Source organism: Litoribacter populi (assembly GCF_007483685.1).
Classification (GTDB): Bacteria; Bacteroidota; Bacteroidia; order Cytophagales; family Cyclobacteriaceae; genus Litoribacter; species Litoribacter populi.
In genome coordinates this window covers 3,059,321-3,075,641 of sequence record NZ_VMKN01000001.1, presented here as the reverse complement: position 1 = coordinate 3,075,641, position 16,321 = coordinate 3,059,321, and the positions used below count along the sequence as shown (strand labels likewise).

Here is a 16,321-nt window from a genome sequence, read left to right as displayed (position 1 = left end):
AAAATAAATTTTAACACATAAATATGAGCTTAAATATAGATTTTGAAAAAGTAAATGGTCTAGTGCCAGCAGTGGTGCAGGATGCGTTTAGCAATAAGGTGCTGATGCTGGGCTATATGAACCAGGAGGCTATAGACAAAACCTTGGAGACTGGGAAGGTTACGTTTTTCAGCAGAACTAAGGAGAGATTGTGGACCAAGGGGGAGACCTCTGGGAATTTCTTGAATTTGGTGAGCATGGAGCAGGATTGTGACAGGGATACTCTTTTGGTAAAGGTGGAACCAGTTGGACCTGTTTGCCACACTGGGGCTGACACTTGTTTCAAAGAAGAAAATAAGTCCAAAACTGCCTTCATTGACCACTTAAGGACTGTTATCAAAAACCGTAAGGAGAACCCAAGTGATAAAAGTTATACTTCATCGCTTTTCCAGAAAGGAATCAATAAAGTGGCTCAAAAGGTAGGAGAGGAAGCGGTAGAGATCGTGATCGAAGCCAAAGATGACAATAAAGATCTTTTTATGGGTGAGGCGGCGGATCTACTTTTCCACTATTTGATCTTGCTGGAAGCAAAAGGCTATACTCTCGATGAGGTAATGGAAGTGTTGATGGAAAGACATAAAAAGTAGGTTTTATAACCCTGTTTTCTATTAATATGCAGGGAATTCTTTTTGTAGTCCCGTGAAGGAATCGATCATTTCCCACGAAGGTTGGTAAGTGATAATTCTGGCTCCAGGAGATTGCACACTTCCGGTCCGAATGAATTCTAAAGCGGCCCTGTATCTCCTTTCCTGCGGATTACCCCAGTCTTTAGAGGGATCGTCGCCAACTGGGAAATTAACAGGGAAGCCTTCGAAATATTCAGCCCTGCCATCTGCATTCGCAGATGCAAAGGTGATGGGGACCAATTCCACATTGTTTTCTTTAAGTGTTTGATTATAGTTTGAGAGCGGAAATGATCCAACAGGCTTACCATAAGTATCTGCTCCTATCAATATAACCTCCATATATGGTGTTAAACAGTTGATCAGGAGTTCACTTGCAGATGCCGAGCTACGGGAAGTGAGTACAATAAGTCTATTAAGGTTAAGGTTGCCCTTTTTCTCAAATTTCTTGCTGCTGTTTTGAGTACTTTTTGAAGTATTGAGTGTGTTGGTGTACATGGTCTTGCCATTGGCCTGTACAGGCACCAGGTAATTCAAGATTTGTTCGGTTACCCCCACGGACCCACCACCGTTATACCTTAAATCAAGAATGAGCTCGTCAATATTTTGGGACAGAAAGTAGTTTACGGTTTGATCCACTTCTACACTCGAAGCCGGGGAAGTACCTGCAGTTGCTCTGAAACTGTTGTAGACCCAGTATCCAATGTTTTTTTCATCCATTCTGACCACGGAGCGGTGAAGAACGGAGTTGCTTTGATATTCGGCCTTACCAAGGGTTTTAGTCACTTCTGTGCCGTCGGGCATGAGAAGCTTGAAACTGTTGGTAATCCCAGCTTCATTAGGCCCCAAGTTGAAGTTATAACTTCCATTTGACTGCTTATAAGAGGAAATAGGCTTGCCGTTAACCTCCAGTACTCTCCAGCCCCTTCGCCAGTTATCCTTTCCTGCTGGGGCTTCTTTATAAATGAAAAGTAGATAGAGATGCTCATTTTCATCAAAACCCCAACCAAAACCATGGCCAGCATTTTGTCCCGTAAAAGCCCTGGTAAAGGCATCGGGGGTAGTTAAATAGGACCAGCGGTCCAGTGCACCGTATTTAATACCATCCAATAGTTCTTGGTTAGTAGAAAACTGGGTAGGGTTTGTACCTTGGGGGAGTTTGTCATTCCAAAAATACCATTCCTGCATACTTCTGAAAATAGCAGTTTTAACCCTATCCTCCGTAATCTGAGGATTTTCCTCTTCTGGGGTACATGAAGCAATCAGAAGTGCCATGACCAACCAAAAATTCCATTTTTTAACCCATGTTTCCATACAATTTCAGAAGAATATAATGAGGTGGAATAACTTAACGAATAAAGCCTTTAAATGTATAAAAAAATTTTATTTGATTAACCAACTATAACACTTTTAAGTGCATTATTTTATCTACTCTACAAACTTCTGACAGTATAATCCTGTTTAGCTTGTGAAGAATCAAACACTTATGGAAAATCAAGAAGAGAATAAAGTAGAGCTTACCGACAGAAGAACTGAAATAGTGGAGGCTTATGTACATTATGTGCTGGAACATGGCAGAGAGCCGGTTTCGGTTTTCAAGTTTGTAAAAGGTCTAGGCATGAAGGAGGAAGAGTTTTATGAATACCTCACCTCGTTTGCCTCAATCAAAGCGGCTGTTTGGGAAAAAATCATTGATGACACCATTCAGGTCATGGAATCCCAGGATGTATATCATGAGTATTCTGCACGGGAAAAAATGCTTTCTTTTTATTTCACCCTGGTGGAAGAACTTAAAAAGCACAGGAGTTACCTGCTGAGCATGTATGAAGACCATTTAAGTTTCAAGCGCAATGTGCCCATGGAACTTAAGGGCTTTAAGGATCGATTCAAAGCCTTCTCTGCGGATGTGATTCTGGAGGGTAAGGAAAATGAAGAGATTGCCGACCGTTCCTTTATTTCGGATAGATATGAAGATGCGCTTTGGTTAGAGACCTTGTTTATCCTTCAGTTTTGGTTGAAAGATTCTTCCCCAGGTTTCGAGAAAACAGACGTGGCCATTGAGAAATCGGTGAGCCTTGCTTTTGACCTGATGGGCAAAAGTGCGCTGGACTCCTTTTTGGATCTGGCCAAATTTATTTACCAGTCCAAATAATTATGAGTAATAAAAGCGATAATTTAAAAGAGCAGGAACATATTCCCACTTCCAAGGTACAGCGTGCCACTAAGTTTTTCAAAACTGGGGCCAAAGTTGGGGGGAACTATGTGAAGCATTACGCCAAGAAGATGGTGAATCCGAATTTGACCAAGGAGGACCTTCATACCAGTAATGCCGAGGATATTTATAGCTCTTTAAGTGAATTGAAGGGGAGTGCTCTTAAGGTAGCACAGATGATGTCCATGGATAAGAATATTCTTCCAAGGGCTTATCAGGATAAGTTTATGATGGCTCAATACAGTGCTCCGCCATTATCCTACCCTTTGGTGGTAAGGACATTTCAAAAAAGCCTAAACACCACTCCTGAAGCTTTGTTTGACAGTTTTACCAAATCAGCCGTGAATGCTGCTTCTATGGGGCAGGTACATCAAGCTGAAAAGAATGGCAAGAAATACGCAGTCAAGATCCAGTATCCTGGCGTTGCGGAAAGTGTGAGTTCTGACCTTAAGATGGTCCGTCCTTTTGCTTACCGCTTGCTTAACATGAACGAAAAAGAACTTGACCACTACATGGAAGAGGTAGAGGAAAGGTTGCTCGAAGAGACGGATTATGTGCTGGAGGTGGAGCGCTCGGAAGAAATCAGCCAGGCTTGCAGTGAAATCCCAGATTTGGATTTCCCGACTTACTATCCCGAGTGGAGCAGTGATCGGATTATTACCATGGACTGGATTGAGGGCAAGCATATCAAAGAGTGGTTGCTGACTGACCCTTCGCAGGAAGAAAGAAACCGGATTGGGCAGGCGCTATGGGATTTTTATAACCATCAGATTCATAATCTGAAGAAAGTTCATGCTGATCCCCATCCCGGTAATTTCATAATCCAGAAAAATGGAAAATTGGGGATAATTGATTTTGGTTGTGTGAAAGTTATTCCGGAGGACTTTTATCATGGGTATTTTTCCCTGATCAAAAGTGACCTCCTGATCAAAGAGGAGGAACTGGATAAGATTTTCTTTGACCTTGGTTTTATCAGCGATAAAGATACTGTGGATGAGCAAAAGTATTTTAAAGGAGCTTTCAGGTCTATGATTTCTCTTTTGGGAAGGCCATTCCATTCAGAAACCTTTGATTTTGCTGATGAAAGTTACTTCATGGAGATCTTTGAAATGGGTGATAAAATCGGGAATGATAAGATGTTCAAAAAATCCAGGCAGGCCAGAGGATCCCGTCACGGACTCTATATCAACCGGACGTATTTTGGAATATATAATCTACTCCATCAGTTGGGGGCAAATATCATCACCACCAAGCCGGAGTGGTTGAAAATATAAAACACAGGCCTTCTATTATAGAAGGCCTTTTCTTTTTTTTTAAATTATAAACAAAAGTTTCGGATCTATCTAACCAGACCCTCTTCCCTTAGTTGGACTTTAATAGCATCCACATATTCTCGGGCAAACCCAGCGTCACTTGTTGGGTTAAGCGTTTTTGACTGGGCACTCCATACCAATTCAAGAGAAGATGCATCGTATAAGTTTGTTTCAATGAAATAATTTCGGTCGGTTTGGTAATACCCTTGATTCCAAGCCGTGCCGTACCAATGGTCAAAATAGCCTGGGAAGGAACCGTAATGTCTGAAAGTTCCTCCAGGATGATACATGCGGCCACCCGCTCCTCCAGGTACAAATCTTTCTTCCTCATCAATATCTATCAAAGTAATGGTCAAGATGCTTTCACATTCTGTTTCTTGAATAATCTTCACCAACTGGTCCCTTTCTGGTTGGCCTTCATCAAAAAAGGTGGGCTTAAAAGTATCAATGCTTTTAGTAGTCGTAACATTTCTGCCTTCTAATCTATTGGCAAATTCACCTTCCAAATTTTGCCGTAAGGAAAGGTCATCGACAATTGCCGCAAGAAAAATGCTGTTATAACTCTCCATGGATCTGTCACTATCTCTCCATGACGCGGTCACTTCAGTGGTAGGTCTACAGGAAGCCAAACATAGGAGGAGCGTTGCGGCAGTAACGATTTGAGGTAGTTTCATTGTTAGGTTTTTTAGTGGTGGTTATAAAATAACAAAGCCTGTTCCATTTGGGAACAGGCTCAATAATTAAAGTTATATTCAGTCTAATCTTGGTAGCTAATGCGGTAAATGCAATTAGCCATGTCATCGGATACCAGCAAACTGCCATCCTCCAATTGAAGGACATCCACTGGGCGACCCCAAACTTCCTGGGATTCATCATCAAGCCATCCCTCGGCAAAAACTTGATGCTCGGCTATTTGGTCGGTGCCGATTAAGGATACGGTGCTGACATTATAGCCAACTTTAGTGCTTCTATTCCATGAGCCATGTTTGGCTAGGAAGATAGTGTTGTTGTAATCCGAAGGGAACATATCACCGGTGTAAAACCTCATACCCAAGGGAGCTACATGTGCCCCAAGGTTAACTTTTGGCTTTGTGTAATCTTCCTTGCTTCTACCTTCACTTCCAAATTCAGGGTCTTTTACATCTCCAGAATGCCAAAATGGATATCCGAAATGCATTCCTTTTTGTGGTGCATGATTGAGTTCACAATCCGGAACGTCATCGCCCATCATATCTCGGCCGTTGTCAGTAAACCAAAGCTCATTGCTTTCTGGATGCCAGTCAAAACCTACCGAATTTCTCACACCATGGGCAAAAACTTCCGGTTCAATATTATCCGCATCTACATCAATTCTCGTGATCGATGCATAAATTTCCTTCTCCGGATTACAGATATTGCACGGCGCTCCTACAGGGATATAAAGTTTGTCATCTGGGCCGAATGCTATATATTTCCAACCATGGTGCTTATCCGTTGGGTATTGGTCATATACCACCTCGAAATTGGGATTAGCTAGGCTGTTTTCAATATTCCTGAAACGCAAAACCCTATTAACTTCAGCTACAAATAAATCCCCGTTTCGGAAAGCTACTCCATTAGGCATGGTCAGATCCTCAGCAAGGGTGTATCTGTAGTCCGCCTTGCCATCACCATCCTCATCGAGAAGGGCAAAAACCTTGTCGCCCTGCCGATTGCCCACAAAGACGACCCCGTTGTCGCTTTTGGCAAGGGAACGGGCATTTGGTACCCCAGCAGCCCACACCTCGATTCTGAAGTTCTCGGGTAATTTTATCCTGTCCAGATGAACTTCAGCCACTGAATCAGCGAGGGAAACTCTGTTGTCACCTTCTTCAGCCTGCACTCGGGATGTTTGTTTTGGATTGTCACAACTTGCTGCCACCCCGGCCAGCAAGAGAGAAGCAATCCATAATTTTGGTTTTATCATGGTTTTTTTGAATCGGTTTGAAAGTTCAATATAAGAAAAAAGCGAAAAATATGCGGTCTTTCCTTTATAAGCGGAAGAATCCTTATTTTTACAATATGATTTCAATTAACAATTTATCTTATTTCATCGGCGGCCGCGCCTTATACGAAAATGCTTCGCTCCATATCAAGCCTAAAGACAAGATAGGGCTGGTCGGACTGAACGGAACAGGCAAATCCACTTTGCTCAAAATCATCTCTGGAGACTACCAGCCCAGTAGTGGAGAGATTCAAAAGTCGAAAGATTGTACGATTGGCTTTTTGAATCAGGATTTGCTTAGTTACCAATCTGAGGACAGTATTTTGGAAGTAGCTTTGGAGGCGTTTAAGGATACTTTGGCTTTGCAAAGTGAAATTGATGCCGTGTTGAAGAAGATGGAAACGGATTATTCAGAAGAAATCATCAACAGATTGGCATTTCTGCAGGAAAGATTTGAAGCCAATGAGGGGTACACCATCAAAGCCAAAGCTGAAGAGGTGTTGGAAGGAATCGGCTTTGCTACAAAAGACCTCAGTAGACCCTTGAAAACTTTTTCGGGTGGATGGAGAATGCGGGTGATGCTAGCCAAACTCCTTTTGGAAAAGCCCTCTCTGCTCATGCTCGATGAGCCTACCAACCACCTTGACCTTCCATCAATACAATGGGTAGAAAATTACCTGAAGACCTATGAAGGGGCTGTGATCGTAGTCAGTCACGATCAGGATTTCCTTGACAACTGCATTGAAACTACCGTGGAAGTTTCTCAACATACCTTGACGGCTTATGCCGGAAATTATACTTTCTATAAATCCGAGAAAAAGGAGAGACAGGAAATTCAGCAGAACGCCTATGAAAATCAACAGCAGATGATCAAGCAGACGGAGCGTTTCATTGATCGTTTCCGGGCTAAGGCATCCAAATCCAATCAGGTTCAGTCCAGGGTAAAAGCCTTGGAAAGAATGGATAAAGTCCATGAGGTGGTTGATGATAATCTGGCGGTGAATTTTAAGTTTAAGTTTTCCCAGCAATCCGGAAGGGATGTGGTGGTGCTGGATAATGTTTCCAAAGCTTATGGGGATATTCAGATTTTAAAAAATTCAACAGCCAGAATTGAGAGAGGGGACAAGATCGCTTTGATTGGCGCCAACGGTAAAGGTAAATCTACATTGCTTAGGATTATAGATGGGACCGAACCTATAGAAGGGGAGCGATCGGAGGGATTTAATGTTATAAAAGCCTTTTTTGCCCAGCATCAGCTGGAAGCTCTGAATGTTAATAATGAAGTTCTCCAGGAAATGTTGCAGGCAGGAAGCAAGAAGACGGAAATGGAGTTAAGGAATGTGTTGGGTTGTTTTCTTTTTAGCAACGAAGATGTGTTTAAGAAAATCAAGGTGTTGTCAGGAGGGGAGAAGAGTAGGGTTGCCCTGGCAAAAACTTTGATTTCTGAAGCCAATTTCTTGCTTTTGGATGAGCCTACCAACCACTTGGACATGCAATCCGTAAATATTCTTATACAAGCCCTTCAGCAATATGAAGGTACATTTATAACCGTATCTCACGATAGACATTTCATTCGTGGTGTGGCCAATAAAATTTGGTACATCGAAAACCATGAGATCAAGGAATACCTGGGTACATACGAGGAATATGTGGACTGGAAATCTGGTCAGGTAGAAAAAGAGGTCGTACCAACGGCGCAGGCAGCTCCTAAAGAAAAACCGGCGCCAAAGAAAAAGTCTACTTCCATGTTCGAGCAAAATGAAATAAAGAAAATTATCCGCCAGCTTGAAAAGGAACTGGAACAGGTGGAGGCTAACATTGCTCAGATAGAGGTACAAAAGGCAAGCCTTGAAAATACCCTTGCAGATCAGAGTCTCTATGAGCGACCCGAAGAAATGGAAAAGGTGAACAAGGAATACCATGCCGTAGTGGAAAAGGAAGCTGTTTTAAATACCGAGTGGGAAAATCTCGCTGAAAAAATCGAGCAGCTCCAGGATCAGGTTTAATTCCTGTTGAATGACCGATGACCGATGTCGGAAGTTCCAACTTCGGTCTTCGCTCTCCGGTATTCCGCCTAAAAAAACAAATAATGATAAAAAACTACCTACTACTAATCCTCTTCCTTTATAGCAGCACAGCTTTCGGCCAGCAGTTGGAAGATCAGGTATTTGAAGAAAACATCCAATCCGTAAGACTCTATCCAAAGACCCAAGAGTTTTCCAGTCAATTCAACTCATCTGTCATTTCGATGAACAACCCTGTTCCATTAGTTTTGGAATTTGATGATCTGGCCTATGATGCAGATATGTATTCGGCCAAAATAATCCACTGCAATGCAGATTGGTCACCTTCTGATTTGAGGGATAATGATTACCTGGACCAGTACAATGAATTTAACGTCAATGATTACGATTATTCTATCAATACCAGGATTCCCTATATTCACTATACATTCAGGGTTCCGCGATTGAAAAGATCAGGTAATTACGTGTTAAAGGTTTACAGGGGCCGAAATGAGAAGGAAGCAATTTTGACAAAGAGGTTTATGGTCTTTAACAACCAACTGCCCGTCGGGGCCAGCATCGTACCGCCCAGCCGAACCGAAGACCGGAGAGAAGGTCAGCAACTCAACATAAATGTAAACTTTAATAACCGGGAACTGGTAGATCCAAGATCAAACATTAAAGTGGTGGTCCGCCAAAACCAACGTTGGGACAATGCGATATATGGGCTGACACCTACTTTTATCAGAGAGGACCAGAAAATGATCGAGTATCAGCTTTTTGATGGTAGTAATGTTTTTGAAGCTGGGAACGAGTTCAGGTTTATAGATCTGAGGTATGTCCGTACTAGGGGTCAAAATGTGGCAAAGATTGAAATGGAAGAAGATGTAGTATTTGCCCAAGCTGGAGTGGATAAGAAAAGAAAAGGGCGGGCTTATGTGGAATATCTAGATATCAACGGCCAGTTTGGAATCATAAACGTGGAGCGGGAAAATCACCATTTGGAAAGTGAGTACATCTTGGTCACGTTTAACTTGGAATCAGATGGTCTGCCGGATCCTCCGGTAATTTTGGGGGCCTTGAGCAATTGGGGAAAAGAGCCTGAAGCGCAGATGGAGCTAAATCCAAAAACCAAAACCTATCAATCCACCTTGCTACTCAAGCAGGGCTGGTATGATTACCAATATGGGATTCCCAATGGGCAGGGTTTTGATATGGGAACGATTGAGGGCAACCATTTCCAGACTGAAAATGAATACGAGGTATTTATTTATTACCGGGATATGGGGTCAAGGTATGATGAGTTGATTGGATACACAGTCGTCAATCCAAATAAGAGGAGGATATAGTAAGGGACCGAAGACCGGAGACCGATGATCGACGACCGATGCCGAAGAAGCCTTAGATTTTGATTTCAGCCGTTCTTTTGCTGACATGGCTTACTGGTAATAATCAGATAGGAAAAAAAAATCCCGGCTAAGCTGCCGGGATTTTTTTTAATCTTCTTCTTCTTTATTTTTCTCCTCCGCTGTTGGAGAAGTTCTAGGAGGCCTATTGGAGTCCTGTGATTTGTAAGGGACAAAGCCCTCACGCTTAAACTTGTAAGGCTCTGTTCTTTGGCTAGGCGCATTGTTTGCAAGGTCAAGCATACCAAACCCTTTGTGGGTGAATGCTCCAAGACCACACTTGAATACGAAATCCTGCACCTCAGGCGCTGCATACAAAGTAAATGGAAGGGTGTATCCTCTCACTTCATACTTGACATCCATGTCATACACAGAGTAGATTCTTGCGAATTTCTTCTGCTGCTCGCGTAGCTTATTTACATAATTCATATCTGGGACCACCTGGAATTTGTAGAATGATTCCATTTGTTCCTGGGAGTACCAGCCTGACCTTTCCATTCTGGTAAGGGTGGATTCATAAAGCAGGTCCGAAAACTCATCGGTGTCTGGGTTGATGAATCTTTTTCCTGAGTCGTCATTAAAGGAAGGGGTAAGCAAAACGAGCGGAGAGATACAAACAAATTTGTTTGAAGTCTCCAAGGTCGGTTCGATTTCCTGTTCAGTGTACTCCGGGGAAATGATGAGATTTCCTAACTCAATTTTAGGCGTGTTAAACACTTGCTCTAGCAGATAATCCAGAAAGTCTTCATTGGGTGATGAAAGCACGAGGGTAACTAAGCTTGAGTAATAGTGTAAGCCACTTCTACTTACTTTGGTCTGTCCTTTAAGACCAGAGAAATTGAAGTAATTGTAGTTAAAAAACTCTTCTCGTCCACCTTTGACAATGAGGCCTTTAAGGAACTGGGCCAGAATGTACTGGTGATGAAAGGGTAAATAAGCTCCTTTGTTTTTCAACGAAAATATAAGTCTTATTCTCACGATTATAAAAATGAAAAGTTAAACAATAATTAAATTCTACTAATTAAATAAAGATTAGTCTATATAGTTGGCTCAAAATTAACAATAAAATTCTGAAATCCATTACACGTTAAATCTAAAATGCATTATATCTCCATCCTTTACTACATATTCCTTGCCTTCTATGGATATTTTGCCGTTTTCACGACAGGAAGCCTCAGACTTGTACTGTTCATAATCATTTAATTTGATTACTTCAGCCTTGATGAAGCCTCTTTCAAAGTCTGTATGGATCACTCCAGCGGCTTGGGGAGCCTTCCAACCCTTCTTAATTGTCCATGCGCGCACTTCTTGAACGCCTGCGGTGAAGTAGGTGATTAGATCTAGTAAACTGTAAGCACCGGCAATAAGTTTATTGAGGCCGCTTTCATCCAATCCGTATTCTTCAAGAAACATTTGTTTCTCTTCTGCGTCATCAAATTCAGCAATCTGTGACTCAATTGCCGCACACAGCACGATTACTTCTGCGTTTTCATCCTTCACATTCTCTTTCAGTTGAGTGACATACTCGTTTCCTGTCTGAAGGCTTCCCTCATCTACATTGGCAACATAAAGTACGGGCTTGATTGTCAATAAATGAAGGTCTCTTACAGCTTCGAGGTCTTCTTTTTCCACCTCGATGGCACGGGCATTTTTCCCATCTTGAAGGCCTTTTTTGAACATCTGTAATGTTTCCAACTCTTTTCTGGCTTTCGCATCACCTGACTTTGCGATTTTTTCTATACGTTGGATTTTTTTCTCTACCGACTCCAAGTCTTTTAACTGAAGCTCAGTGTCAATCACTTCTTTATCAAAAATAGGATCCACAGAACCCGCTACGTGTACCACGTTGTCATCTTTAAAACAACGGATCACATGAACGATTGCATCAACCTCACGGATGTTGGCCAAAAACTTATTACCAAGACCCTCGCCCTTACTGGCACCTTTCACCAATCCGGCGATGTCCACAAATTCGATCACGGTCGGCATTACTCTTTGGGGATTGACCAAAGATTCTAATATCTGCAGTCTTCTGTCCGGAACGGTCACTACGCCCACATTGGGCTCAATGGTACAGAAGGGGAAATTGGCTGCCTCAGCCTTTGCACTGGATAATGCATTAAATAATGTCGATTTGCCTACGTTTGGCAAACCCACGATTCCACATTGTAATGCCATGGATCTTTTTACTATTAAATTTTAAATATCTGGTATTCTTTATAACCTTTATAAAACTCCTTGAAAGATACCCGAAAGATCGTATATACTGGGATTGCGAAAATCATTCCAAGAACACCTGCAATTTTTGCACCCGCAAAGATAATAACAAATATTTCAAGTGGATGTGCTTTTACAGATTTCGAGAAAATAAGCGGTTGAAGTATAACATTATCCGCCATTTGCACCACGGCAAATACCGAGATGACCTTTATTACAAACCAAGAGACATCTGCCCCACTGTTAAAGTCACCGGTGGAAAGCCCCACCAAGATCCCAAAAATACCACCCAGCAAAGGTCCGGCATAGGGGATGAGATTAGCTACAGCAGCAAAAATTGCAATGGTGAAGGCATATTCTACTCTTACAATGCTCAGCCCCAATGAGGCCATGGAGAATATTGCGGTCATCTGCAGCAACAAGCCGATCAAATAATTGGACAACAATTGCTCTACCTGATGAAAAGTTGATACTGATATTTCAAAATACTTGTTAGGCACTAATTGGATTATATTCCTTCTCAGAAGTCCGTTTTCCAGCAAAAGGAAAAAAGATATAAAGGCAATCGCCAAAAGGCTGATCAGAAAGGTGGAGGTGGTGTTGATCACACTATTGATAAACCCTTGGATGTTGATCTCGCTAAAACTCAACATGAGGTTGTTTCTCACGGTGCTAATGAGGAATCCTGGCTCATTTTTTACCAAATCCCAGCGGATCAAGATTTCCTCGATCCTGCCGACAGGCCTTTGAATCTGGTCATAAAGGAAATCAATATCCAAATCGCTGATGATTCCGATCTGTGCCCTGACTAGGGGGATGAAAAGCAAGCTGATTAGAAAAAACACCACCAAGATGGATAGATATGAAAACAGGATGGCCGTCCACCTTGGAATATGTTGTCCGAAAATGTGAAAATTGTTGATCCGGTTAGTCAAGGGGCGAAGAACGGCGGCCAGCACCAGGGAAAACAAAAAATAGAGGGTGATATTGGAAAAATACCAACCCAATAGGATAAAAATCAACAGGATAATTAATATGGTGATCAGGAGCCTATTTATCATGACGTGGAGTTATAAATTCTTATACGGATAGAACAAAAAAAAGGCCTATCCTATAGGGAATACCCAGGATATGGCCTTGTTTTAGAATTTATGCAAAGGGGAGATTATTCCCACTTAAGCTCTTCACCAAATTCGTTGGCGCTTACTTCCTCTGGCTGTTGGTCAAATTGTGAAAAGTCAATCTCAGGCATCAAGTCATTCTTCACATGATCGACAGCTTCCTGAAGAGCATCTACAAATTTGCCGAAATCTTCTTTGTATAGGAAAATCTTGTGCTTTTCGAATACAAATTGGTCATCTCTAGTCTTCCTTTTACTTTCTGTGATAGTAAGGTAGTAATCATTCGCACGGGTTGACTTCACGTCAAAAAAGTAAGTTCTTTTACCTGCTTTTACTTTTTTTGAGAAAATCTCCTCTCTGGCATTTCCGTTATTCTCTTCCACTGTCCAAAATTTTTGTTTAATCGAAATGAATTAAATTCGAGACAATTTAAATCATTATACTTATTAAAATCAAACCATTTAGGTATTTTTTTTTAAAAATAAGGTTTGGTATGATTGTAAATGGTTAAAATTAAGTGTTTTATAAAGCTTAAAATAAAAAAGAGTGGATTTTACCACTCTTTTGTTAATTACTCTCCGTGCATGAATTTTTTCTTGGCAAGAAGCTCTTCCTCAGTCTCTCTGCGGTCTGGGTCGTCCACGCAGCAGTCCACAGGGCAAACAGCCGCGCACTGGGGCTCTTCATGGAAACCTATACACTCGGTACACTTGTCCGATACTATATAATAAAACTCATCCGATACAGGCTCCTGTTTTTCGTTGGCATCCACTACGGTGCCATCCGCCAGCACTACCTCTTTCAAGTTGGTTCCTCCGCCCCAAGTCCATTCAATTCCGCCTTCATAGATGGCGGTGTTTGGGCATTCAGGTTCGCATGCACCACAGTTGATGCATTCGTCGGTTATCATTATGGCCATTATTCTCTAATTTTTTTTCAAATCTAATAAGCAATTAACAATCTCCCAATAATAATGTTAGTGTGCTAACTAATTTATAATCGTTCTTAATGAAATGCCGCGCCGCCTATGTGGTTTAGGGGTTTAATTTTTATCTTTGCTTCCCTAAATTAGCGATATGATGACCCTCCAAGATAGAATACAGGCATTTGTAAAACTGGGCAAACGCCTCGAAAACCTTTCAACCGACGAATTTGAAACATTGGCCAGAAGGGTTGAAAACAACAATAGCTGGTTTTCTCAAGAGCAGACCAGATTGGCATTGAGGGGGTTGCAGATTTTTCTACAGGAGAAAGCACTTACTGAGTGGCTGGAAAAATATGATCTGGAAAAGGTTCATGCTCCACGCAAAGTAGGGGTGCTTATGGCTGGTAATGTGCCCGCTGTCGGTTTTCATGATTTTATGAGTGTGTTGCTCAGTGGCCATGAGTTCCACGGAAAGCTAAGCTCAAATGATGAGATACTCATGAAATGGCTTGCCGACCAACTTGTGGCGGCTGAGCCAAGATTTGCTGACTTGATCCATTTCGAACCCATGCTAAAAGGGAAGGATGCCTATATCGCCACAGGAAGCGACAACTCTGCGCGCTATTTTGAATACTATTTTGGCAAGTATCCCAACATTATCAGAAAAAACAGAAGCTCCGTAGCGGTATTCTCGGGAAATGAAACTGAGGAGGATTATTTGGCTTTAGGAGAAGATATCTTCCAATATTACGGCTTGGGCTGTCGCAATATCTCAAAGCTGTTTTTACCTAATGAAGAACAGTTGCAGGATTTTTTGAAAGCTATTCAGCCTTTTGAAACGGTAATCACCCACCATAAATACAGAAATAATTACGATTATAATAAGTCTATTTACTTGGTAAACCAGCAGCCTCATTTGGACAACGGCTTTTTGTTATTGACAAAAGGGGAGGGGTTAGTTTCACCAATCTCGGTACTTTATTATGAAACATATAAAGATGAGGCTGACCTTACTGAAAAGCTTTCAGTAAACCGAGAGAAAATCCAATGTGTGGTAAGTAAAGAAGGAAGTGTTGCAGAGAGTTTGCCGTTTGGAGAGGCCCAGTGCCCGGGATTGGAGGAATATGCCGACAATGTGGATACCATGGCCTTTTTGATTGAACTGAAATGAAGCAGGGGTTAAGACTCTCATTTCCGACCCCTTTTGAAATTGCCCTTTTGCTGACAGCTTTCTGTCTGGCTGGGGCAATTTTGTTTACTAGGCCTGCCACGGTGGGCGTGGCTACTTACACTATGGAAGTGTTGGGCTTTTGGAAAATGGGGTTTTGGGAGCTGTTGGAGTTTACGCTTCAGATGGTTTTGATTTTGGTTTTCGGCCATGCCTTGGCTATTTCTCCAGTAGTAGACAAGGGCTTGGTCGCTATGGCTAAGTATGCAAAAGATAATATTACCGCAGTTCTTTTGACTGCAGGGATCACGCTTTTGGCAGGTTATATTAATTGGGGTTTTGGGTTGATTTTGGGAGCATTGTTTGCGCGAAAAATAGGAGAGCACAGTCAGGCAAACCAAATTCCTATCAACTATCCTTTAGTTGCCGCCGCAGGATATGTAGGTATGTTGGTTTGGCATGGTGGGTTTTCAGGTTCGGCCCCCTTGAAAGTAGCGGAGCCAAACCATTTCTTAATTGATAAGATCGGGGTAATAGGAGTGGGAGAGACTTTGCTGAGTCCATTCAATTTTACCATTAATGCAGTGTTGGTTTTAGCCATCCTTTTGACATTCTATTTTTTGGCTAAAAGCAAAAAGACAACCACGACTCTCCCCGAACGGTCGGAAGTTTCAATTCTTGAGAAACCCAAGAATTACCTCGGCCTAATAGTGGGCTTGGTGATACTGGGGTTGAGCTTGGTGGATTTTTTCAGTATTCCGCACGAAGGGCTGGGATTCATCACCCTTAATTTCGTTAACTTTTTCTTATTGGGGATCGGCCTATGCCTGCATAGGGATCTGAACCATTACGTAAAGGCCATACAAAATGCGCTTGGCGGGGCCACGGGGATAATATTGCAATTCCCTTTTTATGCTGGGATTTTAGGGATATTGAAGTATTCAGGACTTCTGGTGTTGGTAGCGGCTTTCTTTGGTGAGAATTCTTCCGCATCAACATTTCCGGTTTGGACTTTTTTCAGCGCGGCACTTATCAATTTGTTTGTACCCTCCGGGGGAGGTCAATGGGCGGTGCAGGGACCTGTGGTGATGGAAGCGGCAAAGACTTTTGGACTTTCTTATGCTAAAGTTATCATGGCTTTGGCTTACGGGGATCAATTGTCCAACATGTTGCAACCGTTTTGGGCATTGCCGCTGTTGGCCATTACGGGAGTTTCGGCTAAGGAAGTAATCCGATATACCGCAGTAGTGTTCCTAGTGGCCGCGATAGTCTTAGGAGTAGGGGTTTACCTGATGTTTTGATCGGATTGGCGGTCTTTTATACATTTTCTA

Annotated in this window: 15 protein-coding genes; 7 read left to right on the top strand and 8 right to left on the bottom strand. The window is 42.1% G+C overall.

Annotated elements, in window-relative coordinates:
• Positions 1-23 precede the first annotated feature (23 nt).
• Positions 24-626, top strand: coding sequence for a bifunctional phosphoribosyl-AMP cyclohydrolase/phosphoribosyl-ATP diphosphatase HisIE (gene hisIE / locus FPL27_RS13335; protein ID WP_143961559.1), 603 nt, complete (start codon positions 24-26; stop codon positions 624-626).
• Between the two features lie 21 nt (positions 627-647).
• Here hisIE and FPL27_RS13330 read toward each other — a convergent pair whose 3' ends face one another.
• Positions 648-1,937, bottom strand: a complete 1,290-nt coding sequence (locus FPL27_RS13330; protein WP_235893436.1) for a S41 family peptidase — start codon at positions 1,935-1,937, stop codon at positions 648-650.
• Between the two features lie 211 nt (positions 1,938-2,148).
• Here FPL27_RS13330 and FPL27_RS13325 point away from each other — a divergent pair, with 211 nt between their 5' ends.
• Together FPL27_RS13325 and FPL27_RS13320 are read left to right on the top strand one after the other, a co-directional pair.
• A complete protein-coding gene (locus FPL27_RS13325; protein WP_143961557.1) occupies positions 2,149-2,814 on the top strand; it encodes a TetR/AcrR family transcriptional regulator in 666 nt (221 codons plus the stop codon).
• A gap of 2 nt (positions 2,815-2,816) precedes the next feature.
• Entirely contained in the window at positions 2,817-4,148 is a 1,332-nt protein-coding gene (locus tag FPL27_RS13320) for an ABC1 kinase family protein (protein WP_143961556.1), read from the top strand.
• 65 nt (positions 4,149-4,213) lie between these two features.
• Here FPL27_RS13320 and FPL27_RS13315 read toward each other — a convergent pair whose 3' ends face one another.
• Both FPL27_RS13315 and FPL27_RS13310 read right to left on the bottom strand, forming a co-directional pair.
• On the bottom strand, positions 4,214-4,861 hold the full coding sequence (locus tag FPL27_RS13315) for a hypothetical protein (RefSeq protein WP_143961555.1): 648 nt from the start codon (positions 4,859-4,861) through the stop codon (positions 4,214-4,216).
• A gap of 83 nt (positions 4,862-4,944) precedes the next feature.
• Complete coding sequence (locus FPL27_RS13310; RefSeq protein ID WP_143961554.1) at positions 4,945-6,132, bottom strand: PQQ-dependent sugar dehydrogenase; 1,188 nt, start codon at positions 6,130-6,132, stop codon at positions 4,945-4,947.
• A 95-nt stretch (positions 6,133-6,227) separates the two neighbouring features.
• Here FPL27_RS13310 and FPL27_RS13305 point away from each other — a divergent pair, with 95 nt between their 5' ends.
• A complete protein-coding gene (locus FPL27_RS13305; protein ID WP_143961553.1) occupies positions 6,228-8,156 on the top strand; it encodes an ABC-F family ATP-binding cassette domain-containing protein in 1,929 nt (642 codons plus the stop codon).
• Between the two features lie 83 nt (positions 8,157-8,239).
• Positions 8,240-9,502: a type IX secretion system plug protein gene (locus FPL27_RS13300; RefSeq protein ID WP_143961552.1), complete on the top strand. Its 1,263-nt coding sequence runs from the start codon at positions 8,240-8,242 to the stop codon at positions 9,500-9,502.
• A gap of 147 nt (positions 9,503-9,649) precedes the next feature.
• Here FPL27_RS13300 and cas6 read toward each other — a convergent pair whose 3' ends face one another.
• The 5 genes from cas6 to FPL27_RS13275 form a co-directional block, all read right to left on the bottom strand.
• Complete coding sequence (gene cas6, locus FPL27_RS13295) at positions 9,650-10,537, bottom strand: CRISPR-associated endoribonuclease Cas6 (protein ID WP_235893435.1); 888 nt, start codon at positions 10,535-10,537, stop codon at positions 9,650-9,652.
• Positions 10,538-10,639: 102 nt separating this feature from the next.
• Entirely contained in the window at positions 10,640-11,737 is a 1,098-nt protein-coding gene (gene ychF / locus FPL27_RS13290) for a redox-regulated ATPase YchF (RefSeq protein WP_143961551.1), read from the bottom strand.
• Positions 11,738-11,751: 14 nt separating this feature from the next.
• Positions 11,752-12,834 (bottom strand): AI-2E family transporter, encoded by a 1,083-nt coding sequence (locus tag FPL27_RS13285; RefSeq protein ID WP_143962168.1) that lies wholly within the window; start codon positions 12,832-12,834, stop codon positions 11,752-11,754.
• 107 nt (positions 12,835-12,941) lie between these two features.
• Positions 12,942-13,280, bottom strand: a complete 339-nt coding sequence (locus FPL27_RS13280; protein WP_143961550.1) for a DUF3276 family protein — start codon at positions 13,278-13,280, stop codon at positions 12,942-12,944.
• Between the two features lie 188 nt (positions 13,281-13,468).
• Positions 13,469-13,816, bottom strand: coding sequence for a 4Fe-4S dicluster domain-containing protein (locus FPL27_RS13275; protein ID WP_143961549.1), 348 nt, complete (start codon positions 13,814-13,816; stop codon positions 13,469-13,471).
• A gap of 157 nt (positions 13,817-13,973) precedes the next feature.
• Between FPL27_RS13275 and FPL27_RS13270 the strand changes: the two genes are divergently transcribed.
• Both FPL27_RS13270 and FPL27_RS13265 read left to right on the top strand, forming a co-directional pair.
• Positions 13,974-14,993 (top strand): aldehyde dehydrogenase family protein, encoded by a 1,020-nt coding sequence (locus FPL27_RS13270; RefSeq protein ID WP_317129447.1) that lies wholly within the window; start codon positions 13,974-13,976, stop codon positions 14,991-14,993.
• On the top strand, positions 14,990-16,291 hold the full coding sequence (locus FPL27_RS13265; protein ID WP_143961548.1) for a short-chain fatty acid transporter: 1,302 nt from the start codon (positions 14,990-14,992) through the stop codon (positions 16,289-16,291). The genes FPL27_RS13270 and FPL27_RS13265 overlap by 4 nt, the downstream gene beginning before the upstream one ends.
• The last annotated feature ends 30 nt before the right edge of the window (positions 16,292-16,321 follow it).

What these genes read in the sequence shown, in the direction of transcription:
- FPL27_RS13315 (WP_143961555.1), bottom strand. Translation starts at nt 4,861, where the DNA reads ATGAAACTACCTCAAATCGTTACTGCCGCAACGCTCCTCCTATGTTTG.
- FPL27_RS13325 (WP_143961557.1), top strand. Translation starts at nt 2,149, where the DNA reads ATGGAAAATCAAGAAGAGAATAAAGTAGAGCTTACCGACAGAAGAACT.
- hisIE (WP_143961559.1), top strand. Translation starts at nt 24, where the DNA reads ATGAGCTTAAATATAGATTTTGAAAAAGTAAATGGTCTAGTGCCAGCA.
- FPL27_RS13310 (WP_143961554.1), bottom strand. Translation starts at nt 6,132, where the DNA reads ATGATAAAACCAAAATTATGGATTGCTTCTCTCTTGCTGGCCGGGGTG.
- FPL27_RS13265 (WP_143961548.1), top strand. Translation starts at nt 14,990, where the DNA reads ATGAAGCAGGGGTTAAGACTCTCATTTCCGACCCCTTTTGAAATTGCC.
- FPL27_RS13320 (WP_143961556.1), top strand. Translation starts at nt 2,817, where the DNA reads ATGAGTAATAAAAGCGATAATTTAAAAGAGCAGGAACATATTCCCACT.
- FPL27_RS13270 (WP_317129447.1), top strand. Translation starts at nt 13,974, where the DNA reads ATGATGACCCTCCAAGATAGAATACAGGCATTTGTAAAACTGGGCAAA.
- FPL27_RS13305 (WP_143961553.1), top strand. Translation starts at nt 6,228, where the DNA reads ATGATTTCAATTAACAATTTATCTTATTTCATCGGCGGCCGCGCCTTA.
- FPL27_RS13300 (WP_143961552.1), top strand. Translation starts at nt 8,240, where the DNA reads ATGATAAAAAACTACCTACTACTAATCCTCTTCCTTTATAGCAGCACA.
- FPL27_RS13275 (WP_143961549.1), bottom strand. Translation starts at nt 13,816, where the DNA reads ATGGCCATAATGATAACCGACGAATGCATCAACTGTGGTGCATGCGAA.
- ychF (WP_143961551.1), bottom strand. Translation starts at nt 11,737, where the DNA reads ATGGCATTACAATGTGGAATCGTGGGTTTGCCAAACGTAGGCAAATCG.
- FPL27_RS13330 (WP_235893436.1), bottom strand. Translation starts at nt 1,937, where the DNA reads ATGGCACTTCTGATTGCTTCATGTACCCCAGAAGAGGAAAATCCTCAG.